Origin of the sequence: Cellulomonas fimi (assembly GCF_028583725.1) — a bacterium.
Classification (GTDB): Bacteria; Actinomycetota; Actinomycetes; order Actinomycetales; family Cellulomonadaceae; genus Cellulomonas; species Cellulomonas fimi_B.
In genome coordinates, this window is sequence record NZ_CP110680.1 from 2442297 (window position 1) to 2467379 (window position 25083).

At 76.9% G+C, this 25083-nt stretch carries 19 protein-coding genes and 1 pseudogene; 7 read left to right on the plus strand and 13 right to left on the minus strand.

Translation table 11 applies throughout. The annotated features are described in order from the left end of the window. Positions 1 to 55: 55 nt before the first annotated feature. The gene (gene mshC / locus OOT42_RS11115; RefSeq protein ID WP_273651281.1) at positions 56 to 1312 is read right to left on the minus strand and encodes a cysteine--1-D-myo-inosityl 2-amino-2-deoxy-alpha-D-glucopyranoside ligase; all 1257 of its coding nucleotides are present in this window, start codon (positions 1310 to 1312) and stop codon (positions 56 to 58) included. A gap of 57 nt (positions 1313 to 1369) precedes the next feature. On the opposite strand from mshC, the gene OOT42_RS11120 reads away from it, so the two are divergent. Next, positions 1370 to 2380 (plus strand): magnesium and cobalt transport protein CorA, encoded by a 1011-nt coding sequence (locus OOT42_RS11120; RefSeq protein ID WP_273651282.1) that lies wholly within the window; start codon positions 1370 to 1372, stop codon positions 2378 to 2380. A 33-nt stretch (positions 2381 to 2413) separates the two neighbouring features. On the opposite strand, the gene OOT42_RS11125 is transcribed toward OOT42_RS11120, so the two are convergent. Next, positions 2414 to 3301, minus strand: coding sequence for an undecaprenyl-diphosphate phosphatase (locus tag OOT42_RS11125; RefSeq protein ID WP_273654824.1), 888 nt, complete (start codon positions 3299 to 3301; stop codon positions 2414 to 2416). Positions 3302 to 3378: 77 nt separating this feature from the next. Here OOT42_RS11125 and OOT42_RS11130 point away from each other — a divergent pair. Further along, positions 3379 to 4343, plus strand: a pseudogene (locus OOT42_RS11130) (aldo/keto reductase). 57 nt (positions 4344 to 4400) lie between these two features. Here the strand turns inward: OOT42_RS11130 and OOT42_RS11135 are convergent. Further along, complete coding sequence (locus tag OOT42_RS11135) at positions 4401 to 4709, minus strand: primosomal protein (RefSeq protein WP_273651283.1); 309 nt, start codon at positions 4707 to 4709, stop codon at positions 4401 to 4403. A gap of 101 nt (positions 4710 to 4810) precedes the next feature. Here OOT42_RS11135 and OOT42_RS11140 point away from each other — a divergent pair, with 101 nt between their 5' ends. Continuing rightward, positions 4811 to 5059 carry a DUF5703 family protein gene (locus OOT42_RS11140; protein ID WP_273651284.1) on the plus strand — a complete coding sequence of 83 codons (249 nt, stop codon included), beginning with the start codon at positions 4811 to 4813 and terminating at the stop codon, positions 5057 to 5059. Positions 5060 to 5101: 42 nt separating this feature from the next. Here the strand turns inward: OOT42_RS11140 and OOT42_RS11145 are convergent, their stop codons facing one another. The 4 genes from OOT42_RS11145 to ald form a co-directional block, all read right to left on the minus strand. Next, positions 5102 to 6451: a M20/M25/M40 family metallo-hydrolase gene (locus OOT42_RS11145; RefSeq protein WP_273651285.1), complete on the minus strand. Its 1350-nt coding sequence runs from the start codon at positions 6449 to 6451 to the stop codon at positions 5102 to 5104. Between the two features lie 73 nt (positions 6452 to 6524). After that, the gene (locus OOT42_RS11150; RefSeq protein WP_273651286.1) at positions 6525 to 8609 is read right to left on the minus strand and encodes a M3 family metallopeptidase; all 2085 of its coding nucleotides are present in this window, start codon (positions 8607 to 8609) and stop codon (positions 6525 to 6527) included. A gap of 8 nt (positions 8610 to 8617) precedes the next feature. Then, the gene (locus OOT42_RS11155; RefSeq protein ID WP_273651287.1) at positions 8618 to 9643 is read right to left on the minus strand and encodes an NAD-dependent epimerase/dehydratase family protein; all 1026 of its coding nucleotides are present in this window, start codon (positions 9641 to 9643) and stop codon (positions 8618 to 8620) included. 45 nt (positions 9644 to 9688) lie between these two features. Beyond that, on the minus strand, positions 9689 to 10810 hold the full coding sequence (gene ald / locus OOT42_RS11160) for an alanine dehydrogenase (protein WP_273651288.1): 1122 nt from the start codon (positions 10808 to 10810) through the stop codon (positions 9689 to 9691). 158 nt (positions 10811 to 10968) lie between these two features. Between ald and OOT42_RS11165 the strand changes: the two genes are divergently transcribed. The 4 genes from OOT42_RS11165 (at position 10969) to OOT42_RS11180 (ending at position 15168) form a co-directional block, all read left to right on the plus strand. Then, positions 10969 to 11754 (plus strand): fructosamine kinase family protein, encoded by a 786-nt coding sequence (locus tag OOT42_RS11165; protein ID WP_273651289.1) that lies wholly within the window; start codon positions 10969 to 10971, stop codon positions 11752 to 11754. A gap of 139 nt (positions 11755 to 11893) precedes the next feature. Then, the gene (locus OOT42_RS11170) at positions 11894 to 12853 is read left to right on the plus strand and encodes a matrixin family metalloprotease (protein WP_273651290.1); all 960 of its coding nucleotides are present in this window, start codon (positions 11894 to 11896) and stop codon (positions 12851 to 12853) included. Continuing rightward, the gene (locus OOT42_RS11175) at positions 12831 to 13589 is read left to right on the plus strand and encodes an alpha/beta fold hydrolase (protein ID WP_273651291.1); all 759 of its coding nucleotides are present in this window, start codon (positions 12831 to 12833) and stop codon (positions 13587 to 13589) included. Before OOT42_RS11170 ends, OOT42_RS11175 begins: the two co-directional genes overlap by 23 nt. Before the next feature lie 46 nt (positions 13590 to 13635). Further along, positions 13636 to 15168, plus strand: coding sequence for an ATP-dependent DNA ligase (locus OOT42_RS11180; protein ID WP_273651292.1), 1533 nt, complete (start codon positions 13636 to 13638; stop codon positions 15166 to 15168). Positions 15169 to 15213: 45 nt separating this feature from the next. Here the strand turns inward: OOT42_RS11180 and OOT42_RS11185 are convergent, their stop codons facing one another. From OOT42_RS11185 to OOT42_RS11210, 6 genes are all read right to left on the minus strand, one after another. After that, positions 15214 to 16104, minus strand: a complete 891-nt coding sequence (locus OOT42_RS11185; RefSeq protein ID WP_273651293.1) for a universal stress protein — start codon at positions 16102 to 16104, stop codon at positions 15214 to 15216. Further along, a complete protein-coding gene (locus OOT42_RS11190; protein WP_273651294.1) occupies positions 16101 to 17567 on the minus strand; it encodes an amino acid permease in 1467 nt (488 codons plus the stop codon). Before OOT42_RS11190 ends, OOT42_RS11185 begins: the two co-directional genes overlap by 4 nt. An 82-nt stretch (positions 17568 to 17649) precedes the next feature. Continuing rightward, entirely contained in the window at positions 17650 to 18321 is a 672-nt protein-coding gene (locus OOT42_RS11195) for an ABC transporter ATP-binding protein (RefSeq protein ID WP_273651295.1), read from the minus strand. Then, positions 18318 to 19265 carry an ABC transporter ATP-binding protein gene (locus OOT42_RS11200; protein ID WP_273651296.1) on the minus strand — a complete coding sequence of 316 codons (948 nt, stop codon included), beginning with the start codon at positions 19263 to 19265 and terminating at the stop codon, positions 18318 to 18320. Before OOT42_RS11200 ends, OOT42_RS11195 begins: the two co-directional genes overlap by 4 nt. Next, a complete protein-coding gene (locus tag OOT42_RS11205; protein WP_273651297.1) occupies positions 19262 to 21997 on the minus strand; it encodes an FtsX-like permease family protein in 2736 nt (911 codons plus the stop codon). The genes OOT42_RS11200 and OOT42_RS11205 overlap by 4 nt, the downstream gene beginning before the upstream one ends. Beyond that, positions 21994 to 25035, minus strand: coding sequence for an FtsX-like permease family protein (locus OOT42_RS11210; RefSeq protein ID WP_273651298.1), 3042 nt, complete (start codon positions 25033 to 25035; stop codon positions 21994 to 21996). Before OOT42_RS11210 ends, OOT42_RS11205 begins: the two co-directional genes overlap by 4 nt. Positions 25036 to 25083 lie beyond the last annotated feature (48 nt).

Consider the following 25083-nt stretch of genomic DNA (forward strand, 5'->3'; position numbering starts at 1 on the left):
GGTCCGCGCCGCGGCCCGGGTCTCCCGGGTCAGGCCGCGCGGGCACCCGACGACATCAGAGCCGGACGCCCAGCAGTGCGTCGACGGCGCGCGCGACGAGACCGGGCGCGCCCTCGACGGGGTCGTGGTCGCCGTGCAGCGCGGTCTTGACCCACGCGTCGACGACCGCGAGCGCCTGCGGGGTGTCGAGGTCGTCGGCGACCGCAGCTCGCAGACCGGCGATCGTGGACTCCGCGTCGGGCCCGCCGTTGCCGGACAGGGCGCGCCGCCAGCGCGCGAGCCGGTCCTCGGCCTCCGCGAGGCACGCGTCGGTCCAGTCCCAGTCGTCGGAGTACCGGTGCGCGAGGATCGCGAGGCGGACGGCCATGGGGTCGACGCCCGCCGCGCGCAGCGCGGAGACGAGGACGAGGTTGCCGCGCGACTTGCTCATCTTCGCGCCGTCGAGGCCCACCATGCCGGTGTGCACGTGCACGCGGGCGCCGTGGCCGGCGTCGAGCAGGCGCGCGTGCGAGGTGCTCATCTCGTGGTGCGGGAAGCGCAGGTCGGAGCCGCCGCCCTCGACGTCGAAGGGCAGTCCGAGGGAGTCGCGCGCGATGACGGCGCACTCGATGTGCCAGCCCGGGCGGCCGCGGCCGAGCGCTCCCCCGTCCCACGCGGGTTCGCCCGCGCGCTCGCGACGCCAGAGCAGCGGGTCGAGCGGGTCACGCTTGCCGGGGCGCTCGGGGTCGCCGCCGCGCTCGGCGGACAGCGCGAGCATCTCGTCGAGGCCGAGGCCCGCGACCGTGCCGAACGCGCCGTCGACGGACAGGTCCGCGTAGACGTCGCCGGGGCCGCCGTCGACGGCGTCGGGGGTGGGGACGGTGTACGCGGCGCCGCGCTCGACGAGCGTGCGGACCGCGTCGACGACGTCCGGGATCGACTCGACGACGCCGGTCCATGCGTCGGGCGGCACGACGCCGAGGGCGGTCATGTCCTCGGCGTAGAGCGCGATCTGCTCGGCGGCGAGCTCGCGCCAGTCGACGTCCGTGGCGGTCGCGCGCTCGAGCAGCGGGTCGTCGACGTCGGTGACGTTCGACGCGTACCGCACGTCCTGCCCGGCGTCGCGCCAGGCGCGCCCGAGCACGTCGAAGTGCACGTAGGTGGCGGCGTGGCCGAGGTGGGTCGCGTCGTACGGGGTGATGCCGCACACGTAGAGCGTGGCGGTCGGGCCGGGTGCGGCGACGACGCGCTCGCCGGTCGACGAGTCGCGGACGACGACGGGACCGCCCCGTCCGGGGAGCCGAGGGATCTGCGGGGCCGGCCAGGTGAGCACGGGCGGAAGCCTAACCGTCGGGGCGCACCGGGCCGGGCGGAGGACCACAATGCAGCCGTGGACGACCTCGCCGGCGCGACCCCCGGCACGACCCCCGCCGAGCCCCCGCAGGCCGGTCCCCGGTCCGACGTGCACCCGCTGGACCACGGCGCGACCTGGGTGGTGGTGCACCACCCGGCGGACCTGGCCGCGGCCGCCGCGCGGCACGGCCTCGGCGACGACGCGGTCGCGGTGATGCGGCTCAAGGGGCTCGGCAGCCGTCCGCCGTCGCCGGACCGCCCGGTGAGGGCGCGGATCGACCGGACGGCGGACGGGACGCTGCTCGTGACGGCGCCGACGTTGTCGTTCGACGGCGCCACGCGTCAGGTGAGCACGGGGTCGCTCCTGCTGGTCGTCGGGGAGAAGGTCGTCCTGACGGCCGAGACCGGCACGGCCGACGTCGTCGGGCGCACGGCCGCGCGGCTCGGTGCGGGGCCGCACGCGCCCGACGACGGCGTCCGGCAGGTGCTCGCGGGGGCGCTGCTCACGCTCGTCGCGACCGCGGGCGACGTCGAGGTCGAGCTCGGTGACGCGGTGGTCGCGACCGAGTCGGTGGTGTTCGCGGCGACGCTCACGGGCGACCCGGTGCAGCGGATCTACGACCTCAAGCGCGAGATCGCCGAGGCGCGGCGCGCGCTCGGCCCGGTGACGTCGGTGCTCGCGGAGCTGGTCGCGGACGCCGCCGACGAGCCCGCCGAGGCAGGCGGGCGCACGCAGCGGTGGCTGCGTCGGGTGCAGACGACCGCGGACCGCGTGGACGAGCACCTGGACGCGCACGACCGCCTGCTCGGGGACATGCTCTCGGCGCACCTGTCGCGCGTGTCGGTCCGGCAGAACGAGGACATGCGCAAGATCTCGGCGTGGGCGGCCATCGCGGCGGTGCCGACGCTCGTCGCGGGGATCTACGGCATGAACTTCCACCACATGCCGGAGCTCACGTGGACCTACGGGTACCCGGCCGCACTGCTGGGCATGGGGGCGGTGTGCTGGTGGCTGCACCGCCTGTTCCGGCGCTCCGGCTGGCTCTGAGCGGACCCGACGGCGCCCGCCGCCGGCGCGGCGTCAGGGCGTCGCGGCCGGCATGGGGTCGAGCACGCCGGTGAGCAGCAGCAGCACCACGAGCGCGGCGAGCCCGAGCCGGTAGACGACGAACGGCGTGTAGCTGAACGTCGACACGATCTTGAGGAACACGATGATGACGAGGTAGCCGACGACGAACGCGACGAGCGTCGCGAGCAGCGTGGCGCCGAACCCGGCCGTGCCGGGCGACGCGTCCCCCCCGACGGCCTTCGCGAGCTGGAACAGCCCCGAGCCGAACACCGCGGGGATGGCCAGCAGGAACGAGTACCGCGCGGCGGCCTCGCGGGTGTAGCCCATGAGCAGACCACCGGTGATCGTGCCGCCGGACCGCGACACGCCCGGCACGAGCGCGAGTGCCTGCCAGAGGCCGAACTTGAGGGCGTCGCGGGGTGTGAGCTCGTCGAGGGTGCGCCGGTGCGCGCCCCGGCGGTCCGCCCAGCCGAGCACCAGGGCGAACCCGGCGAGCGTGAGCACGATGAGCCACAGGTTGCGGAACGCGTGCTCGATCGTGTCCTGGAACAGCAGGCCGAGCACGACGATCGGGACCGAGCCGAGCGCGATGAACCACGCCATGAGGGCGTCGTGGTCGGCCTTCTCCCCCGCCGGCATGCCCATCCGGGCGCGCAGGTCGGTCCCGCGGTCGCCGCGCACGTGCCGCCACCACGCGGTGCAGATCCGCGCGATGTCGCGGCGGAAGTAGAGCAGCACCGCGGACTCGGTGCCGAGCTGCGTGATGGCCGTGAACGTGGCCCCGGGGTCGCCGCTGCCGAGCAGGTCCCCGACGATCCGCAGGTGCGCGCTCGACGACACCGGCAGGAACTCCGTCAGCCCCTGGACCAGCCCCAGGAAGATCGCCTCACCTGCACCCATCGCGTCAGCCACGAGGCGCAACGATAGCCGCGGAGCCTCCCCCGACGGGCACGCGCCCGACGTTAGGGTGGCGCACCATGGAACAGCTCCACCTCGGCCGCACCGGTCTGCGGGTCTCCCGGCTCGGTCTCGGCACGATGACGTGGAGCCGCGACACGGACGAGCACGAGGCGTCGGAGCAGGCCTGCGCGACTTCGTCGACGCGGGCGGGACGCTGCTCGACACGTCCGCGTCGTACGCCGACGGGGGTGCCGAGGAGCTCATCGGCAGCCTCCTGGGCGACGTGGTCGCGCGCGACGAGGTGGTCCTGTGCACCAAGGCGGGCGTGCGCCGCACGTCGGCGGGCGGCGTGGTCGACGCGTCGCGCGGCGGCCTGCTCGACTCGCTCGACGCGTCCTTGCGGCGGCTGGGCACCGACCACGTCGACCTGTGGCTCGTCCAGACGCCCGACCCGCGCACCCCGCTCGACGAGACCGCGACCGCCCTGCGGCTCGCCGTGAGCAGCGGTCGGGCGCGCTACGTCGGGCTGTCGAACCACGCCGGCTGGCAGGTGGCACGCATGGCGTCGCTCCTGGACCGCGACCCGGGGCTGGCCGCCGTCGAGGTCGAGTACTCGCTGCTGCAGCGCGGGGTCGAGCGCGAGGTCGTGCCGGCCGCGGCCGCGCTGGGGCTCGGGGTGCTGGCGTGGTCGCCGCTCGGCCGGGGCGTGCTCACCGGCAAGTACCGCCGCACGATCCCCGCGGACTCGCGCGCCGCGTCCCCGCACCTCGCCGGGTTCGTCGAGCCGTACCTGTCCCGCGACGCCGCGTCCGTGGTCGAGGCGGTCGCCACGGCGGCGTCGGGGCTGGAGCGGCTGCCGCTGGAGGTCGCGCTCGCGTGGCTCACCGGACGACCGGGTGTCAGCTCGGCGATCGTCGGGGCGCGCACCGCGGCCCAGCTGCGCGCGTCGCTCGGCGCGCTCGACCTGGAGCTCCCGGAGGAGCTGCGCCGCGCGCTCGACGAGGTCAGCGCGCCGGAGATCGGCTACCCCGAGCGGTTCTGACCGCGGCGTCCCGCGGGGGCCACCTCGTCGTCGGCCGTGGCCGCCGCCAGGCGTCGGTCAGCGGGTGCCGAGGCCCGTCGGCTCGTCCGCGAGGTCGTCCGCGTCGTAGTCGTCGTCCTCGTCGCCCGACCACTCGTCGTCCTCGTCGTCCTCGTCCTCGTCCTCCTCCTCGGCGAGGTAGAACGGGGTGGCCTCGCCGTGGACGGTGCCGAGCGCGTCGTCGTAGACCTCGAACGCGTCCGCCAGGACGTCGTACGCGTCGTCGACCGCCGGGTCGTCCTCACCCTTGCGGGAGACGACGGCGTTGTAGTGGGCCTCGAGGGCTGCGATCAGGCGGTCCAGCGCGGCACGCGGGTCGACGGTCATGCGACGACCGTAGCGCCGCGCGGGGCACAATGGCACCGCGTAGGGTCTTTCGGCACGAGGTCGCGGGGCGCGACCCACCAGCAGGCGAGACGGGGTGGCGGATGGCAGTCGGGCGCACCGGGACGAAGCGCGACGCATGGGTCGCCCAGGGCGGCCAGTACGAGTACCGGGTCCTCACCCTTCCGCGCACGACCAGCCGCAACGACGCCCGTCGCCTGCTCACCGAGCAGGCCGAGTACGGCCGCTGGGAGCTCGCCCGTACGGTCCTCTACGCGGGCGGCGAGCGGCGCGTGTGGCTGCGCCGCAAGATCATCCGCGTGCGCAGCACGCTCGCCGGCTTCGAGGACTGAGCCCCGCACCGGGCCACCGCCCGCCGCGGCCGGGTGGCGGCCTCAGCAGGTGCGCAGCAGCCGGTCCAGCACGCGCGTGCCGAACCGCAGCGCGTCGACCGGGACCCGCTCGTCGACGCCGTGGAACATCCCCGCGAAGTCCAGGTCGGCCGGCAGCCGCAGGGGCGCGAACCCGTAGCCCGTGATGCCCAGCCGGGACAGCGACTTGTTGTCGGTGCCGCCCGACAGCGTGTACGGCAGGACGGTCGCGCCCGGGTCCTCGGCGTGCAGCGCGTCGACCATCGCGTCGACGAGGTCGCCGGCGAACGGCACCTCGAGCGCGGTGTCGTGGTGGATCCGCTCGATCCGCACGTGCTCGCCCGCGAGCTCCGTCACGGTCGCGACGAACTCGTCCTCGAACCCGGGCAGGAAGCGGCCGTCGATCGTCGCCTCCGCGCGGCCCGGGATGACGTTGGCCTTGTACCCGGCCTCGAGCTGCGTGGGGTTGGTCGTGTGCCGCAGGGTCGCGCCGACGAACCGCGACGCGGGCCCGAGCGCCGCGACCAGCCGGTCGACGCCCTCGGGGTCCTCCGGGTCGAACGGCAGGCCCGTGAGGTCCGCGACGCCCTGGAGCAGCGCGCGCACGGTCGGCGTCGGCTGCAGCGGCCACGGGTGCCGGCCGATGCGGGCGACGGCCTCCGCGAGGTGCGTCACCGCGTTGTCCCGGTTGACCTGGCTGCCGTGCCCCGCGCGCCCGTCGGCCACGAGCCGCAGCCACGACAGACCCTTCTCCGCGGTCTGCAGCAGGTAGGCCCGGCGGCCGTCGACGTCGACCGAGAAGCCGCCCACCTCGCTGATCGCCTCCGTCGCGCCCGCGAAGAGCTCCGGCCGGTGGTCCACCGCCCAGCTCGCGCCGTACGTCCCGCCGGCCTCCTCGTCGGCGAACATCGCGACGACCACGTCGCGCGCCGGGCGGCGGCCCTCGCGGGCCATCTGCCGGACGACCGCGAGGATCATCGCGTCCATGTCCTTCATGTCGACGGCGCCACGGCCCCAGACCAGCCCGTCGGCCTCCACGGCCTCGAACGGGTCGACGGTCCAGTCCTCCGCACGCGCGGGGACGACGTCGAGGTGGCCGTGCAGGACCAGCGCCGGCCGGGACGCGTCCTCGCCCTCGAGCCGCACGACGACGTTGGCGCGTCCGGGCGCGCTCTCGAACAGCTCGGGCTCCAGGCCGACCTCGGTGAGCAGCCCCATGACGTGCTCCGCCGCCGCGCGCTCCCCCGGGCCCGAGCCGTCGCCGTAGTTCGAGGTGTCGAACCGGATGAGGTCGCGGCAGATCCCGACGACCTCGTCCTGGGCGTCCGGGACGGACGCGGGCGTGCGGGCGGGGTCGGAGGTCGCGTCGGGCATGCGGCCCACCGTACCCGGCCACGCCGCCGCCCCCGGGCCCGCGCCCGGCCCGCTCAGCAGGCGGACCCGCGACTCACACGGCGCCGGCCGCCAGGAGCCCGCGGCGCGCGAGCAGCGGTGCGATGTCCGCGTCGCGGCCGCGCAGGTCGCGGAACGACGCCAGCGGGTCGCGCGACCCGCCGCGCGACAGCAGGCGTGCGCGGAACACGTCACCGTTCTCGCGGCGCAGGCCGCCGTTCTCGCGGAACCACTCGACGGTGTCCGCGTCGAGCACCTCCGACCAGATGTAGGAGTAGTACCCGGCCGAGTACCCGCTCGCGAAGACGTGGTTGAAGTACGTCGTGCGGTAGCGCGGCGGCACGGGCGCGAAGTCGACGCCCGCCGCCGCGAGCGCCGCCGCCTCGAACGGCTCGACGTCGGCGACGTCCGTGGGGACCTCCTCGGGCGCGAGCCGGTACCAGGCCTGGTCGAGCAGCGCGGCCGCGAGGTACTCGGTGGTCGCGAAGCCCTCGCCGTCCTGGCGGGCGTCGAGCAGCGTCTGGACCCACTCCGCGGGCATGGGCTCGCCCGTCTCGTGGTGCACGGCGTACGACGCGAGGACCTGCGGCTCCCACGCCCACATCTCGTTGACCTGCGACGGGTACTCGACGAAGTCGCGCGGGACCTCGGTGCCGGACTGCGACGGGAACCGCACGTCGGACAGCAGGCCGTGCAGCGCGTGGCCGAACTCGTGGAACAGCGTGATGACGTCGTCCCACGCCAGGAGAGTCGGCTCGCCGGGCGGGGGCTTCGGGACGTTGAGGTTGTTGACGACGACGGGCGGGTGGCCGAGCAGGGTCGACTGGTCGACGAGGTTGTTCATCCACGCGCCGCCGCGCTTGGAGCCGCGCGTCCAGAAGTCGCCCAGGAACAGCCCGAGGCCCGAGCCGTCGGCGTCGAACACCTCGAACACGCGCACGTCGGGGTGGTAGCCGGTGAGGTCGTGCCGCTCGGCGAACGTCAGCCCGTAGAGGGCGTTGGCGGCCCGGAACACGCCGTCGGCGAGGACGCGCTCGAGCTCGAGGTACGGGCGCAGGCGGGTGTCGTCGAGCGCGCGGCGTTCCTGGCGCACCTGCTCGGCGTAGTACGCCCAGTCCCACGGCTCGAGCGTCGCACCCGGGTGGTCGCGCTCCAGGGCCTCCTGCAGCGCGACCGCCTCCTCGCGCGCGTTCGCGACGGCGACGGGTGCGAGCCGGGCGAGCAGGTCGGCCACGGCGTCGGCGGACCCGGCGGTCGCGTCCTGCGCGACGTAGTCGGCGTGGTGCTGGTAGCCGAGGAGACGTGCCCGCTCGGCCCGGAGCCGGGCGAGCCCGAGCAGGGCAGGGCGGGTGTCGTGCTCGCCGCCCGCGCCGCGGGTCAGCGACGCGCGCATGACGCGCTCGCGCAGCCCGCGGTCGCGCAGCACCGCGAGCGTCGGCTGCTGGGTCGGCAGGCGCAGCTCGATCAGCCAGGCGCCGTCGTGACCGCCCTCCGTCGCGGCGTGCGCGGCGGCCGCACGCGCGTCGTCGGGCAGGCCGTCGAGCTCGGCCTCGTCGGTGACGAGGACCGCGGCGTCGTTCGTCGCGGCGAGCAGCTCACGCCCGAACGTCGCGTCGAGCGCGCTGATCTCGGCGTTGAGCTCGCGCAGCCGCGCCTGGGCGTCGCCGTCGAGGCGCACGCCGGCGCGGACGAAGGCGGTGTGGGTGCGGTGCAGGAGCCACGCGGCGTCGTCGGGCAGGTCGAGCTCGCCGGCGGCCGCCTGCCCCGCGAGCGTCTCGACGCGCGCGAACAGGCGGCCGTCGAGGTAGATCGCGTCGCGGTGGGCCGCGAGCAGCGGGGCGACCTCCTCCTCGATCGCGTCGAGACCGGGCGTCGAGTCGCTGCTCGCCTGGTTGTAGAACGCGACCGCCGCACGGTGCAGCAGCCGGCCCGCGCGCTCCAGCGCGACGAGCGTGTTCTCGACCGTGGGCTCGGCGGGGTCCGCCGCGATCGCCTCGACCTCGGCGCGGTGCTCCGCCATGCCCACGAGCAGCGCGGGCCGGTAGTGCTCCTCGCGGATCGCGGTGTAGTCGGGCAGGCCGTAGGGCAGCGTCGAGGGCGACGCGAAGGGGTTGCTCGCGTCGAGGGCGTCGGCAGTCATGCGGGTCATCATGGCCGACGGTCGGCCAGGTACGCGTCCTCGGCGGCGTAGTCGAAGAAGTCGCCCATGGCCTCCATGCGGACGAAGCCGGGGAACGCCTCGCGCCAGTCGCGGCGCGCGGCCTCGTCGACGAGCCAGTGGATCGCGTCGGGCGCGGTGTCGGCGTACCCGCCGCGCGCGACGTGCCCCAGCTCGCGCGCGGCCCGTGTCGTGTCGAGGACGAGGTCGTGCGGCACCGACCAGGGCGTGAGGCCGAGGTTGCCCTGCGGCGGGCCCGGGAACGTCACGATCGACGACTCGGCGCCGAGCGTGGCGTCGACGACGCGCGCGATCTCCGCGACGGTCGGGGCGTCGGGGTCGGCCGCGTTGAGGACCCGGTCGGCGGGCTGCGCGGCGGCGAGACGGACGAGGTCGGCGAGGACGGACGTCGCGACCGTCTGGAAGCGGCTCGCGCCGTCGTGGGCGAGGACGCGCACGTCCCGGCCGTCGAGCACGCGCCGCACGAACGTCCACTCGCGCGGCTGGACGCACCCGGGGCCGTGGATCGCGGCCGCGCGCAGCGCCGTCGTCGGGACGTCCGAGCCGAGCCAGGCACGCTCGAGCGCGACCTTGCCCGTCGCGTACGTGTCGCGGCCCGCGTCGACCGTCGGCTGCGACTCGTCGAGCGGGACCGGGAACGTGCCGAACGTGTCCGTCTCGAACCCGTCGCCCGCGGCGTCGACGTACACCGCGGCGCTCGACACGACGACCGCCGACCCGATCCGGTCGCGCGACGCGAGCAACGCGGCCGCGTCCCGGTCGTCGAACCCGACGACGTCGACCACGACGTCCACACCGCCGGCGAGCGCGCGGTCGAGCACGTCGGGGTCGTGCCGGTCGCCGACGACAACCGTCGCACCCCATGCCTCGACAGTCGCGGCGTCCTGCCGGCCGCCGCGGGACAGGACGCGGACCTGCCACCCGTCCCCGACGAGCGCGGGCACGACGGCCCGCCCGATCTGGCCCGTGCCTCCGACGACGAGTGCGGTGCGCATGCGCCGACGCTAGGCCGTGCGCGCCGCGACGGGCCAGGGGTCCGCTCAGGGCAGACGGACGACCGCCGACGGGTCCTGCGCGGGGTAGCCGTGCGCCTGCGCGACCGCGGCGTTGAGCAGGACGCCCGCGTGCGTCGTGAGGCCCGCCGCGAGCGCCGGGTCCGCCGCGACGGCCTCGTGCCAGCCGAGCCCGGCGAGCGCGGTGACGTACGGGAGCGTGACGTTGGTGAGGGCGCGCGTGGACGTGACCGGCACCGCGCCGGGCATGTTGGCGACGCAGTAGAAGAGGGTGTCGTGCACGCGGAACGTCGGGTCGTCGTGCGTCGTGGGCCGGGTGTCCTCGAAGCAGCCCCCCTGGTCGACGGCCACGTCGACGAGCACCGCGCCCGCGTGCATGCGGGACACGAGCTCGTTCGACACCAGGCGGGGTGCGCGTGCGCCCGGGACGAGCACGGCGCCCACGACGAGGTCGGCGTCGACGAGCTCGCGCTCCAGCGTCCACGGCGACGACGCGAGGGTGCGCACCCGACCGCCGAACGCGGCGTCGACCTCGCGCAGCCGCGGCATCGACAGGTCGAGGACGGTGACGTCGGCGCGCATGCCGACCGCGATCTCCGCGGCGTGCGACCCGACGACGCCCCCGCCGAGGACGACGACCTTGGCGGCGTCGACGCCGGGCACGCCGCCGAGCAGCAGCCCGCGGCCGCCCGCGTTCCGCATGAGGTGGTAGGCCCCGACCTGAGTCGCGAGCCGCCCCGCGACCTCGGACATCGGCGCGAGCAGCGGCAGGGTGCCGTCGGGCAGCTGGACGGTCTCGTAGGCGATCGCGGTCGTGCCCGCGGCGAGGAGCGCGTCGGTGCCGGGTCGGTCGGCGGCGAGGTGCAGGTACGTGAAGAGCACGAGCCCGTCGCGCAGGCGGTGGTACTCGTCCTCGACGGGCTCCTTGACCTTGCACACGAGGTCGGCGCCGGCCCAGACGTCGTCGGCGTCGGGCAGCAGCGTCGCGCCCGCGGCCCGGTACTCGTCGTCGGGGATCTGCGAGCCCAGCCCGGCGCCGGCCTCGACGAGGACCGTGTGCCCGTCGCGGACCAGCTGGTGCACGCCCGCCGGCGTCATCGCGACCCGGTACTCGCGGTTCTTCACCTCGCGCGGAACCCCGACCCGCATGACCCGTCCTCCCGCCGACCGCACGACCGGTGCCGCGCGCCTGCTGCCAGTCTCGTCGGGGGCGTGCCCGGCGTCGCGGCGAACCGTGGGCGGCCCGGCGCGCCGGGGTGCCGTGCGCGGGGCGATGCGCCAGGGTGGGTGCGCGGGGAGGTGCGAGCGTGCGTGAGGGCCTGACGGCGACGACGTTCCGCAAGCGGCGCGACGACGCGCCCGCGGGTTTCTTCCGGTGCGAGGCGGCGGGTCTCGCGTGGTTGCGGGCGGCCGGGGGCGCGCCGGTCGTCGAGGTGCTCGACGTGGACGAGCGCGGCCTGACGCTCGCCCGCCTCACGCCCGTCCCGCCGACGCGGGACGCCGCGCGCGCGTTCGGCCGCGGCCTCGCCGCCGTGCACGACGCGGGCGCCGACGCGTTCGGCGTCGGCCCGCCGGGCTGGGACGGCGACGGGTTCTTCGGTCCGCTCGACGCGCCGCTGCCGATGCCGGTCGGGCGCTTCGACCGCTGGGGTGAGTTCCTCGCCGCGTGCCGCGTCGAGCCGGTGACCCGGGCGCTCGTGGACGCGGGCGTGGTCGACGACGCCGTCGCGCGCGACCTCGGCCGCCTGGCGGCACGGCTCGACGCGGGTGACCTGGACGACGACGACCGGCCGGCGCGTCTGCACGGCGACCTGTGGAGCGGCAACGTCGTCTGGACCGCGGCGGGCGCGACGCTCGTCGACCCCGCGGCGCACGGCGGCCACCGAGAGACGGACCTGGCGATGCTGCGGCTGTTCGGGCTGCGGTACCTGGACGACGTGCTCGACGGGTACGCGCAGGTGCACCCGCTGCGCGCGGGCGTCGAGGGCCGCGCGGGGCTGCACCAGGTGTATCCCGTCGCGGTGCACGCGCTGCTGTTCGGGGGCGGCTACGTCGGGCAGCTCGTGGCCCTCGCCCGGCGGTGGCGACGGTGAGCCCGGGCCGTCGACGGCGTTGCGCGGACCGGGTGACGACGGTCGGGCGGTCGCGGTCAGGGCGGGACGCGTGTGCGATCCTCGGCGGACCGGTCGTGCCGCAGCGGGACCGGTCGGCCGGTGACGGGGAGGACGGCACGTGAGCGCACGCGACGCCGCCGCGCCCCTGGTGTGGGTGCCGGCGCCGACCGCACCGATCCCTCCCGCGCCGACGGCCGCGCCGCCTCCCGACCCCGCGACGGCGTGGTCCGGCCCACCGCCCGGTGCCTGGACGGGCGGCGGTCCCCCGCTCGCGCCGACGCTCGACGTCGGCTCGGCCGGTGCGGGCCGTCGCGGACGCTCCTCCGTGCTCGTCGTCGCCGCGGTGGTCGTCGCCACGCTCGTCACGGGCGCCACGTGGTGGGTCAACGACCAGGTCGCGCGGCTCGCACCGCCCGCCGGGCTCGAGGAGTCGGCCGGTCCGCTCGGGACCCCTCCGCTGGCGTCCGCGCTCGACGCCGGGCCGCACACCTTCACCGCCATGCAGCCCGACGGCTCGGGTCCCGTGGCCTACAGCCCGTGCCGCCCGATCCACTACGTCGTGCGCCCCGACGGCGCGCCGCCCGGGGGCGACGTCCTGATCCGCACGGCCGTCCAGCGCGTGTCCGAGGCGACCGGGCTGCGGTTCGTCGACGACGGCGCCACGTCCGAGGGCCCGACCGCGGACCGCCCGGCGTACCAGCCCGACCGCTACGGCCGCCGGTGGGCCCCCGTGCTGTTCACCTGGTCGGACGCGCAGGAGACTCCCGGCCTCGCGGGTGACGTCGCCGGGACCGGAGGCTCCGCGACCGTCACGGTCGACGGCCTCGCGGTGTACGTCACGGGCGAGGTCACGCTCGACACCGACGAGCTCGCCCCGCTCGTCGCGACGCCCGACGGGACGGCCGTCGCGATCGGCGTCGTGACCCACGAGCTCGCGCACGTCGTCGGGCTCGGGCATGTCGACGACCCCGCGCAGCTCATGTACCCGAGCACGAACCTCACCGTGACCTCGTTCGCGGCCGGCGACCGCGCCGGGCTCGCCGCGCTCGGGCGCGGTGCGTGCGCGCCGGACGTGTGACGCTCCCGCGGAACTCCCAGGAACGCCAGGTACTCTCCCGCGGAGCACACGCCCCGAGGAGCCCGTCATCCGCCCCATCGTCTTCGTCCACGGCACCCGCACGTCGTCCGCGATCTGGCACCACCAGCTCGACGCGCTCACGCGCTCGGGTCACCCGACGCTCGCGCTCGACCTGCCCGGGCACGGCGCCCGCGCGCACGAGCGGTTCACGATGGAGGGCGCGATCCGGGCGATCGACGACGCCGTCGCCTCGTTCGCGGTCGCGCCGCTGCTCGTCGGCCTGTCGCTCGGCGGCTACGCGAGCCTCGCGTACGCGCGCCGGCACGAGGACAAGCTCGCGGGCGTCGTGCTCGCGGGCTGCTCGACGGAGATCAAGGGCAAGCCGCTGCTCGCGTACCGCAGCGCCTCGGGTGCGGTCACGCGCGCGCTGCGCATCGGCGGCGGCACGTGGCACGTCGTGCAGGACATGCTGTCGGCGATGTCGGGGTACTCCCCGCTCGCCGACCTGCGCCGCGTGCGGCTCCCCGTGTGGGTCGTCAACGGCCGTCGCGACCCGCTGCGTCTCGACGAGCGCCGCTACCTCATCGCCCGCCCCGGCACGCGTCTGACGATCGTGCCGCGCGCCGGTCACGACGTGAACTCGCACGCGCCCGTCGCGTTCAACCGTCTGCTCCTCGACGCGCTGCACGAGCTCCGCCTGCCCGAGCGCGCGCTCTCGCCCGCCGTCGTCCTCTGACCTCCCCGCGGGTGCCGGTGTCGGCACCCGGCGGCAGGATGCGGACATGCTGTTCGCCGACGTCGCCGCGACGTCCCTCGCCGTGGCCGCCACCCGCTCCCGCCTCGCGAAGCGTGCGCTGCTCGCCGACGTGCTGCGCCGTGCGGAGCCCGCGGACGTGCCGGTCGTCGCCCGCTACCTCGCCGGCGAGCTGCGCCAGCGCCGCACGGGTCTCGGCTGGCGGTCGCTCGCGACGCTGCCTCCACCTGCGGCCTCCCCGACGCTGACCGTCGCCGAGGTCGACGACGCGTTCGAGCGCATGGCCGGGCTCCAGGGCCCCGGGTCCACCACCGAGCGCACCCGGCAGGCGTCGGCGCTGTTCGCCGCCGCGACCGCCGACGAGCAGACGCTGCTGCGCGGCCTGGTCTCCGGCGAGCTCCGGCAGGGCGCGCTCGACGCGCTGCTGCTCGACGCGGTCGCCGAGGCCGCGTCGGTCCCGCCCGCGAGCGTGCGTCGCGCCGCGATGCTGACGGGCTCGACCGAGACCGTCGCGGGGGCGGCGCTCGGTGCCGCCGACCCTGCGGCTGCACGCGCCGCGCTCGACGCCTTCACGCTCACCGTCGGCACACCCGTGCGGCCGATGCTCGCGCAGTCCGCGGCCGACGTCGCCGAGGCCGTGGCGTCCCTCGGCCCCGGCGAGGTCGTCGTCGACACCAAGCTCGACGGCATCCGCATCCAGGTGCACCGCCGCGACGACGACGTGCGCGTCTACACACGCAGCCTCGACGACCTCACGTCGCGCGTGCCGGAGATCGTCGACGCCGTGCGCACGCTGCCCGCCTCCACGCTCGTGCTCGACGGCGAGGCCCTGGTCGTCGACGTCTCCGGCCGGCCCGTGCCGTTCCAGGACACCGCGGCGCGCACCGCGACCCGGGACGCCGACGTCGCCGCCTCCGCCCGTCTCACCCCGTTCTTCTTCGACTGCCTGCACGTGGACGGGCGCGACCTGCTCGACGCACCGCTGGTCGACCGGCTCGCCGCCCTCGACGCGCTCGGCGCCACCGGGGTCCCCCGGCTCGTCACCGCCGACGCCAACGCCGCGCAGGAGTGGTTCACCTCCGCGGTCGCCGCCGGGCAGGAGGGCGTCGTCGTCAAGGCCGCGCAGGCGCCGTACGAGGCCGGGCGCCGGGGGGCCGCCTGGGTCAAGGTCAAGCCCCGGCACACGCTCGACCTCGTCGTCCTCGCCGTCGAGCGCGGGTCCGGACGGCGGCAGGGGCTGCTGTCGAACATCCACCTCGGCGCGCGCGACGGGCACGGCGGGTTCGTCATGCTCGGCAAGACGTTCAAGGGCATGACCGACGAGATGCTCGCGTGGCAGACGCAGCGGTTCCGCGAGCTCGAGGTCGCCGACGACGGCTGGACGGTCACTCTGCGGCCCGAGCAGGTCGTCGAGATCGCGTTCGACGGCCTCCAGCGCTCGACCCGGTACCCCGGCGGGCTCGCGCTGCGGTTCGCGCGCGTCCTGCGCTACCGCGACGACAAGCCCGCCGCGGAGGCGGACACGATCGACACGGTGCGCGCGCTGGCGACCGGGCCCTGACCGAGCACGTCGCGCCGGGCGTCACCGCGGCGTCCGACGTGGCGCTCAGGACGGGGGCGTGGTGCCGCGGGGGACGACCAGGACGGGCACCGGCGAGTGCCGGACGAGCTTCGTCGCGCGGGCACCCAGGAAGACGGCGCGCAGCGCGCCCGCGCTCGACGAGCCGACGATGAGCAGCTCGTTCGGCTGCCAGTCGAGCCGGTCCATCGCGTCGGCCCAGCTCGTCCCGACGGGCGCGACGGTCTCGACCTCCGGGCCGAGCGCGAGCGCGCGCTGCGCGTCGAGCATCTGGTCCTGCCACTGCGCGGACACCTCGGCCTCGACGTCGAAGCCGACCTCGGGCGGGAACATCGTCGGGGTGCGCACACCGAACGACGCGACGCGCAGCCCGACGTCGATCGAGCGCGTGAGGGCGGCCGCCCAGCGCACGGACTCCTCCCCGGCGGCGCTCGGCCCGAACGCCGCGGTGAGCCGCCGCACCGGCACGTCGAGCGGTCCCGCCCCGGGGACGGCGGCGGCGCGGTAGCCGCGCGGCGCGACCGCGACGGGCACGCGCGAGGAGTGCAGCAGGTGGTCCGCGGTGGACCCGACGACCACGTGACCGAGCCCGCCGTCGGACGACGAGCCGAGCACGAGCGCGGTCGCGTCCGACTCGACGGCGACCTGGACGAGCGCGCGGGCGACGGACCGCGCGGGCACGGTGACGAACTCGACCTGCATGCCGGACGCGCGCTCGGCGGCCCAGGCGCGCGCGGCGTCCTGCGCGCGGGCGAGCCGGTCGTCGACCGCGCGACCGTCCTCGCGCGGCGGCACGACGGTCGCGACGACGAGCACGAACACGCCCGAGCGCTCGGGCAGCGTGCGCGCGAGGTTGGCGCCCAGCTCGAGCGCGGCACGGGCGTCCCCGAACGGCTGCGCGCCGACGACGATGGTCATCGCGTCGTCCCCTCGTCGACGGGCAGCCGGGCCTCGACCGCGCGGTTGAGCAGCGAGTGGTGCCGCCCCCACAGCAGGTAGAAGGCGAGCGCGACGGCGAGCCACAGCAGGAACCAGGCGTACGTGAACCACTGGAGGCCCGACAGGATGTAGACGCACGCCGCGATGGCGAGGACCGGCGTCACCGGGTAGCCCGGGACGCGGAACCCGCGCGGCAGGTCGGGTCGCGAGCGGCGCAGCACGATCACGCCGACCGACACGACGATGAACGCGACGAGCGTGCCGATCGAGACGAGGTCCCACAGGTTCGACAGGGGCACGAAGCCGGCGAGCAGCGCGACGACGCACGCGACGATCACGGTGTTGGTGACCGGCGTGTGCGTCCGCGGGTGGACGCGGGCGAACGCGCGCGGGAGCAGGCCGTCACGGCCGATCGCGAACAGGATGCGGGTCTGCCCGTACAGGGTGACGAGCGTGACCGAGAAGATCGAGACGACGGCGCCCGCGGACAGCACGGTGCCCGGCCACGTCGAGCCCGTCACGTCCTGCAGCAGGCGCGCGAGACCCGCCTCGGCCTGCTCGGCGTCGGAGAACGCCTGCCACGGCTGCGCGCCCAGCGCGGACACCGCGACGAGGAGGTAGATCGTCGTGACGATCGCGAGCGCGCCGAGGATCGCGCGCGGCATCGAGCGCTGCGGGTCGCGGACCTCGTCGCCCGCGGTGGAGACCGCGTCGAGACCGATGAACGTGAAGAAGATCGTGCCCGCGGCCATGGTGATCCCCGCGACGCCGTTCGGCGCGAAGTCGGCGAAGTGGTCGGCGTCGAACGCGGTGAACGCGACCGCGACGAACAGGCCGAGCACGGCGAGCTTGACGACGACCATGACCGCGTTGACGCGCGCCGACTCGCTCGCGCCGCGGATCAGCAGGAGTGCGCACAGCGCGACCAGCACGATCGCCGGCAGGTTGACGGCGCCGGGCTCGACGTCGAACGGCCCGGACGACAGCACGGCGGGCACGGTGATGCCGAAGAGGTTGTCGAGCAGCTGGTTGAGGTAGCCGCTCCACCCGACGGACACCGCGGCGGTCGACACGCCGTACTCCAGCAGGAGGCACGCGGCGACGCCCACCGCGACGACCTCGCCGAGCGTCGCGTACGCGTACGAGTAGGTCGACCCGGAGACGGGGACCGCGGACGCCATCTCCGCGTACGACAGCGCCGACAGGCCGGCGGCGATGCCCGCCAGCACGAACGACACCACGACGGCCGGTCCCGCGTCGGGCACGGCCTCGTGCATGACGAAGAAGACGCCGGTGCCGACCGTAGCGCCGACGCCGAACATCATGAGACCGAACGTGCCGATCGAGCGCCGGAGTCCCTCCGACGACTCGCGCGTCGCGCGGGTCACCGGCTTGCGCCGCCAGAGCTGCGCCCGCAGCGTGTGCTGCTGGGTCGTCGTCATGCGCGTCTCCCCCGGTCCGAGGGCTGCCACGCTACGGAGCACCGACCGCCGCGGCAACGCGTGACCGGTGCGACGGTGGCGGTCACGCGGGTGCCCGCAGGGCGCCGGAGTGCAGCTCGACGAGCCGGTCGGCGCGCTCGGCCATGAGCGGGTCGTGCGTCGTGACGACCGCCGCGACGCCGTGCCCGTGCACGAGGTCGACGAGCAGGTCCATGACGACCGCGGCGGTGCCGCTGTCGAGCTGGCCCGTGGGCTCGTCGGCGAGCAGCACCGCGGGCCGGTGCACGAGCGCTCGGGCGATCGCGACGCGCTGCTGCTGGCCCCCGGACAGCTCGGCGGGGCGCTGCGCCGCGTGCCGCTCCAGGCCGACCGCGGCGAGCGCCTCGGCGACCCGGCGGTCCCGCTCGACGGGGTCGGTGCGCAGGATCCGCAGCGGGACCTCGACGTTCTCCGCGGCCGACAGCACGGGGATGAGCCCGAACGCCTGGAACACGTAGGCGATGCGCGTGCGGCGCAGCTCCAGCACCTGCTCCGGGTCGAGCGCCGTCAGGTCCTCGCCGTCCACGACGACCCGGCCCGCCGTCGGCCGCTCGAGTCCGCCGAGGACGTGCAGCAGCGACGTCTTGCCCGACCCCGACCGCCCGCGCACGACGACGAGCTCGCCCGGTGCAGCGTGCACGTCGACGTCGCGCAGCGCGTGGACGGTCGCGTCGCCCGTGCCGTACGTGCGGGTCAGGCCGATGCCGCGGATCATCGCGGTCCCTCCTCGTCGCGCGCGCCGCCGTCGGTGCGGTCGTCCGCCGCGGCCGGGCCGTCGGACGCGCCCGGCACGTGGTCGTGCCGCGAGACCCGCACGTGGTCGGGCTCGAGCCCGAGCCGCACGCGGTCGCGCAGGTCGAGCCGCTCGACGACCTCGCGCGGCAGCTGGAGGCGGCCCACCTTGTCGAGCACCGCGAACTCCTCCGCGTGCAGGCGCTCGACACCGTCCGCGCCGCGCTCGGTGCGGCGCAGCACCTCGGTCGACGTGCGCCCGTCGCGGATCTGCACCGTGCGGTGCACGTGCTCCGAGACTGTCGGGTCGTGCGTGACGATCAGCGTCGTCACGCCGAGCTCCGCGTTCACGTGGCGCATCGCGTCGAGCACGTCGGCGGACGTCGACTCGTCGAGCTCGCCCGTCGGCTCGTCGGCCAGCAGGACGCGCGGCGACGCGGCGACGGCGGTCGCGATCGCGACGCGCTGCTGCTGACCGCCCGACATCTGCGCGGGCAGCCGGTCGCGGCAGTCCGCGACGCCCATGACGTCGAGCAGCTCGGCGGCGCGCTCGGCCCGGCGCCCGGTCCCCGCGACGACGAGCGGCACCGCGACGTTCTCGGCGGCCGTGAGGTACGGCAGGAGGTTGCGGGACGTCTGCTGCCACACGAAACCGACGACGTCGCGCTGGTAGCGGCGGCGCTGCCGGCCGTCCATGCTCACGAGGTTCGTGCCCGCGACGACGGCCGTGCCCGCGGTCGGCCGGTCGAGCCCCGACAGGATCGTCAGGAGCGTCGACTTGCCCGACCCCGACGCACCGACGACGGCGACGAGCTCGCCCGCGTCGACCCGCAGGTTGAGGCCCTGCAACGCCTGCACCTCGACGCCCTCGGTGACGAAGATCCGCACGAGGTCCTCGCACAGGATCTCCGGGGTGGTGGTGGTCATGCTTCCCCTTCCCGCAGGACGGTGACGGCGGACGTGCGACGGGCACCGACGACGGCCGCGAGCACGGCGCCCGCGACGAGCAGCGCGTACGTCGCCGCGAGCGCGAGCAGCCCGGGTGTGCCGGGCGTGGGCGGCGGCGGCTGGGCGCCGCCGGTGAGGACCGAGACGTCGGTCGTGCCGAGCATCACGGGTGCGAGCACGGCACCCGACGCGAGCCCCGCGACGACGGCGACGAGCGCCCACGGCAGGACCTCCCACCGCACGAGCGCGCGCGCGTCGCGGGTCGGCACGCCGAGGGTCGTGAGCAGCGCGAGCAGCCGGCCGCGCGACCGCGAGCCGAGCGTGACACCGAGCCCCAGCGCGAGCGCGCTCAGCGCGAGCGACGCGACCGTGGCGGTCGCGGTCGCGGTGCGGACGCCGCCGACGAGCGCACCGTCGGTCACACGGTCGAGCGCGGCGGCGCGGGTCGTGGTCGTGGGCCGGCCGCCCGTCGCGTCGGCGACGACGGTGGCGACGTCGGCCGCGACGCGCGCGGGGTCCGCGCCCGGTGCGGTGCGGACGAGCAGCCGCTCGACGACCGGTCGCAGGCCGAGGCGCTGCGCGGTCGCGTCGTCGAGGAGGACGGCGGAGGACGTGACGACGCCGGGCAGGGTCGGCCGGGTCGCGAGCACCGTGAGCGGTCCGCTCGCACCGGACGCCCCGGCGTCGAGGACGGGCTCGTCGTCGAGGTCGACCTCGACGTCCCCGACGAGGACAGCGGCGACGGCGCCGTCCGCGGCCCGCTCCGGCGCGTCGGGCAGGAGGTCCACGCCGGGCAGGCCGCGCTGGACGTCCGCGAGGGCCGCGAGGTCGACGACGCGCGCGGGCAGCGCGTCGCCCGCACGGCCCGCGCGCAGGACCACCTCTCCGCCGTCGGCGACCGCGACGACCGCGGCGACGCCGGGCGTGCGACGGACCGCGTCGACGGTGTCGGTCGGGACGCCGTCTGCCTGCACCGCGACGTCGGCGCCGACCGCGACGGCCGCGGCCCGCCGGGCACCGCCGTCCATCGTGCCCAGGACGACCAGCGACGCCGTCGTCACGGCGACGCCGAGCGCGACCGCGGCGACGGGCGCGAGGCCCGCGGCGGGCGACCGTGACGCACCCGCGGCACCGACGAACCCGGCGAGCCCGCGCCGCCGCGCGAGCACGCGTGCGAGGGCCGCGAGCGGTCCGGGCAGCACCCGCAGGACGACCACGCACACGGCGAGCGCGAGCAGCACGGGCAGCGCGAGCAGGACCGGGTCGACCCCGTGCGCGTCACCCGACAGGCCGCGCTGCCGCACCGCGAGGACGGCGAGGACCGCGAGCCCGACGACGACGGCCTCCGCGACCCAGCGGGCCGTGCGCGCCGCGCCCGCGACGGCGGACCGTCCGCCCGCCAGGGCCGCGCGCGACGCCCGGACGCGCGCACCCGCGGCACCGAGCAGGACCGCGGGCGCGAGCCCGACGCCGAGCGGGACGACGAGGTCGGTCGCCGTCGTGGGGCCGGGCGTGACGGTGAGCGCGAGGAGGACGCCGGCCGCCGCACCCGGGACGCCCAGGACCAGTCCCTGTGCGGCGCAGATCCCGGCGACGAGGGCCGTCGACGCGCCGCGGGCGCGCAGGAGGACCAGCGCGGGGCGGCGGCGCTCGACCCCCAGCGTCACCGCGAGCCAGAGCACGCCGAGGGCGACACCGGCGGGTCCGGCCGCGAGCACCCCGAGCACGGTGACGACGAGCCGTTGGCGCGGCTCCAGGGCCTGCAGCGCCGCGTCGAGCTCGGTGTCGGTCGCGGTCGCGGTGCGGAACGCGCGCAGGTCGGCGAGCAGCGCGGCGCGGTCGGTCGTGGCGACGGGTCCGGTGTCGACCGGGAACCACGTCGTGGAGCCGAGCGGGCCCGACACGGCGAGCACGGGCAGCGCGCCCGGGTCGGCGTACGGGAAGACGTCGACGAGCGTGCCCAGGTCCGGGTCCTCGACGACCTGCGGGGCGAACGTGGAGTCGAGGTGCGCCCACGTCGGGTCGTCCGGGTCGGCCGCCTCGAACGTGCCGACGAGCACCGCCGTGACGCCCGTGCCGCCCTGCAGGACGCGCTGCTCGCCGACGCGCCACGCGATGCGCTCCGCCGACGCGACCGACAGCGCGAGCTCCAACGGCGCGTCGGGGCCGGTGCCGGTGCGCGGCGGGCTGCCGGCCGGGACGGGGGCGACGTCGGCCGGTGCGGGCAGTCGCCCGTCGACGACGCGCACGAGGTCGGGCAGCCGCTCGTCGACGCGCACACCTACCGAGAGGCGCGCGATGCCCACGTCGCGCGGGCCGCGGTCGGCGGCCCACCGGTCGGTGGACAGCACCACGCGCGGTGCCCCGAGCAGCGGCCGCAGCGCCGGGCCCGCGGACGCGGCGGTCGTGCGCAGGGTGTCCCGCTGGACGGCGAGGTCGTCGAGCGCCTCCGCGGACCCGGCGCCCGTGTCGACGAGCCACGTGGACGAGCGTGTCGGGTCGACCTGGGTCGCGACGAGCCGTCCGACGCTGTCGGCCTGGTCGGTGCCGACGACGCGGTCGACGGTGCGCGGCCACGCGGCGAGCACGCACGCGGCGACGAACGTCGCGAGCACGACGAGGACCGCCGTCGTGGGGTCCGTGCGGAGCTGGCGCGCGGCGAGGCGCGCGCTCGACAGCCCGCGGCGGGCCGGGCGGGGCGTGGCGGTCATCGGGCGTCCTCCCGGACGGTCGCGGTCGCGGCGTGCCGGCGCACCCGGGCACCGTCGCCGAGCGCGACGAGCGCGCAGCCGAGCGCGGCGACGCCGAGGAGGGTCGCGAGCACGCCGGGCTGCACGGTCGGGACGACGACGAGGGCCGCGGGCCCGGTCGCGACGACCCGGACGAGCGCGGGGCCGAGGACCGCCCCGAGCAGGAGACCGCCGAGCGCACCGACGACGACGGCGAGCCCCAGCACCGTGCCGGTCTCGGCCCCTCGCCCGCGCGCCTGGGCCCGCGGGGGGACGCCGAGCGCGCGCAGGACGCCGACCTCGGCGCGGCGGGCGCGGGCGAGCGCGAGCACGGCCGCGGCGACACCGGGCAGGGCCACGGCCAAGGCGCAGGCGGCGGCGACGACGAGCGCCGCGCCCGCGCCGCGGGTCAACGGGTCGTCGGCGCCGACGGCGGCGGTCGTGACGGTCGCGCGCAGCCCGCCCTCGTCCGCGGCCGCGCGGACGGCGCGTGCCGTCGCGGAGGGGTCGTCCGTCGCGAACCAGACCTCGGTCGGCACGGGCGGCACGGGCGCAGCCGCGAGGAGCGCAGAACCCGCGGCCCGCAGGTCGGCCAGCGCCGCGCGTCCGGGAGCGCCGGGCACGACGGGCTGCACCGCGGCGACCACGGCCTCGATGGGGTGGTCGTCGACGCGGACCGTCACCGGGGAGCCGACCGCGAGGCCGTCGGCGGCCGCCCAGTCGGCGGACACGACCAGCGGCAGGGGCGCCGCGGCGCCCGGCAGGACGCGCACGACCGCGACGGCCGAACCGGTCGCGGGCAGGGTCGGGTCCGGGCCGTCGGCAGTGACGACGAGCGGGTCCCCGCCCGGCACCGCGACCGTCCACGGGCCGGCGCCGAGCAGGTCGACGTCGCCGTCCGGCCCCTCCGCCACGAGCCCGGAGACGACGACCTGCCGGGCCACCCCGCCCGCCACCGCGAGCTCGACGCCCTGCACCGTCCACGAGCCGGGCCCGGGCGGCGGCGCGGCCCACGTCCCGTCCGCACCGGTCGCGGTGGTCGCGCGCAGCACCCCGTCCGGGGCGGCCCACCAGAGGCGCGCGGCGGTCGCGGCGCCGTCGACGTCCGCCGCGACGCGCACGGCCGTCGTGCCGGCCGGCAGCGGCCATCCCGGCGCGGGCGCGAGCGGGTCGAGCGCCGCGCGCAGCCCCGGGACGCCGTCCGCGCGGACGACGTCGGCCGCGGCGTCGGACGGCACTGCGAGCAGCGTGCCGACGCGCGACGCCGAGCCCGCCGTGGCGCGCAGCACCGGGGCCGCCGCACGGCCGAACCGGTCGAGCCCGTCGGTCGGGGGTGGCGCGTCGGCGACGGGAGGCGGCACGTCGCGCAGCACGAGGCGCACGTCCGCCCCGGCCGACGCGGCGGCGGCCGTCCGCCGCTGCTCGGCGGTCGTGCCGACGTGCACGGCGGCCAGCGCACCGGTGGCCGTCGCGAGCGTCACGAGCACGACCGGCACGGAGTAGACGGCGGCGCGCCGGGCGACCTGCCGCGCCGCCAGCGGGACCACCAGGCCGGACCGCCGACCGACGACGCGCGCGACGGCCCGGGTCAGCGCCGGCAGCGCCGCGGCTGCGAGCAGGGCGACGGCGAGGACGCCCAGCGGCACGGCGGCGACGGCGGCGGGTTCGGCGGCGGCGGGCGGACCGGCGGCACCGTCCGCCGCGGGGGCCGCCACGGTCGACGACCGGACCAGGCGCCACGTCGCGAGCGCGGCCGCGAGCAGCACGAGCACGACGCCGCCCGTCGCGACGCTGCGGGACCGCCGACCGGCCGGGTCGCCGCGGTCGCCCGCGCGGGCGGCGGCGGCACGCGCGCCGAGCGTCAGGGTCGTGACGCCCGCGGCGACGACGGCGAGCGTCGCGGCGACCACGACGGCGGGTTCCGCGTCACGCCCGACGACGGCCGCCGCGACGCCCGCGCCGACGAGCGCCGGCGGGACGGACACGGCGAGCGCCTCCAGGCCGGCCGCTGCGGTGAGCTGGCCGACGGTCGTGCCGCGCGAGCGCAGGACGGTCGTCTCGGTGGCGCGCACCGCCCCGAGCAGGCGCGCGACCTGCGCGAGGGCGACGACCGCGACGACCGCGACGAGCGCGAGCGCGGCGCCGGTGACGGCCGACGCCGCGGTGAGCGCCGCGTCGGTGCGGCGCAGCGCGTCGACGAGCCCGCCGGTCGTCGACAGGCCGCCGGACTCGACGGACGCCTGGGCGTCCGCGACGAACCGGTCGAGCCCGTCGGCGACGGGCGCGAGGTCGCCGGGCCCGATCCGGTCGAGGTCCGGCACGACGGTCCAGCGGACCAGGTCGATCCCGGGCACCGCGGCGAGCACGGCCTCGTCGATCACCGCCGGGCCGGCCGCGTCGCCGGTGCCCGTCGCGACGAGCGCCTCCCCCGCCCACCGGGGGTCGTCCGGGTCGTCGGGCAGCCACGTCGCGGCGACGCGCAGCACGCGCTGCACACCCCCGTCGGCGGTGACCACGAGCGTGTCGCCGACGGCCACGCCGAGCGTGTCGGCGGCGCCGGCGTGCAGCGCAACCGGGTCGGGGTCGTCCGTGGTGCCCGCGGTGCCGGCGGCGGGCGGCCAGTCGCCGTCGACGACGTGCGCGACGCGCGCGAGGTCGGGCTCGGCGGCGAGCACGAGCGAGCGCCCGCCCTCGCCGTCGCCCGCGTCGACCGCGAGGGAGAGCGAGCGCAGCGTGCGGGACACCTCGACCGGTCGGCCGCCGAGCGCGTCGGCGAGCGCGTCGTCGGCAGCGGCCCGCTGGCCCTCCGGGTCGTCGGTGTCGAGCCGCGTCGAGACCTGCAGCGCGCCGTCCGGTCCGGCCGCGGCGAGCGCGTCGCGCGCCCCGTCGCGCGCGCCGCCGAGCGTCGCGGCGAGCGTGCCCGCCACCGTGGCGGCGACCACCGCGACGAGGAGCGCGACGAGCGCGAGCAGCCCGACCTGCGCGCGCGCACGGCGCAGCAGCAGGCGGCTGGTTCTCACGCGGGGTCCTCCGGAGGTCGGCTGCGCGATCCTCTCACGTGCTGGACG

Coding starts and splice junctions, on each gene's coding strand:
- OOT42_RS11125 (WP_273654824.1), bottom strand. CDS start 3,301: ATGGGTGCAGGTGAGGCGATCTTCCTGGGGCTGGTCCAGGGGCTGACG.
- OOT42_RS11135 (WP_273651283.1), bottom strand. CDS start 4,709: ATGACCGTCGACCCGCGTGCCGCGCTGGACCGCCTGATCGCAGCCCTC.
- OOT42_RS11140 (WP_273651284.1), top strand. CDS start 4,811: ATGGCAGTCGGGCGCACCGGGACGAAGCGCGACGCATGGGTCGCCCAG.
- OOT42_RS11145 (WP_273651285.1), bottom strand. CDS start 6,451: ATGCCCGACGCGACCTCCGACCCCGCCCGCACGCCCGCGTCCGTCCCG.
- OOT42_RS11150 (WP_273651286.1), bottom strand. CDS start 8,609: ATGACTGCCGACGCCCTCGACGCGAGCAACCCCTTCGCGTCGCCCTCG.
- OOT42_RS11155 (WP_273651287.1), bottom strand. CDS start 9,643: ATGCGCACCGCACTCGTCGTCGGAGGCACGGGCCAGATCGGGCGGGCC.
- ald (WP_273651288.1), bottom strand. CDS start 10,810: ATGCGGGTCGGGGTTCCGCGCGAGGTGAAGAACCGCGAGTACCGGGTC.
- OOT42_RS11180 (WP_273651292.1), top strand. CDS start 13,636: ATGCTGTTCGCCGACGTCGCCGCGACGTCCCTCGCCGTGGCCGCCACC.
- OOT42_RS11185 (WP_273651293.1), bottom strand. CDS start 16,104: ATGACCATCGTCGTCGGCGCGCAGCCGTTCGGGGACGCCCGTGCCGCG.
- OOT42_RS11190 (WP_273651294.1), bottom strand. CDS start 17,567: ATGACGACGACCCAGCAGCACACGCTGCGGGCGCAGCTCTGGCGGCGC.
- OOT42_RS11195 (WP_273651295.1), bottom strand. CDS start 18,321: ATGATCCGCGGCATCGGCCTGACCCGCACGTACGGCACGGGCGACGCG.
- OOT42_RS11200 (WP_273651296.1), bottom strand. CDS start 19,265: ATGACCACCACCACCCCGGAGATCCTGTGCGAGGACCTCGTGCGGATC.
- OOT42_RS11205 (WP_273651297.1), bottom strand. CDS start 21,997: ATGACCGCCACGCCCCGCCCGGCCCGCCGCGGGCTGTCGAGCGCGCGC.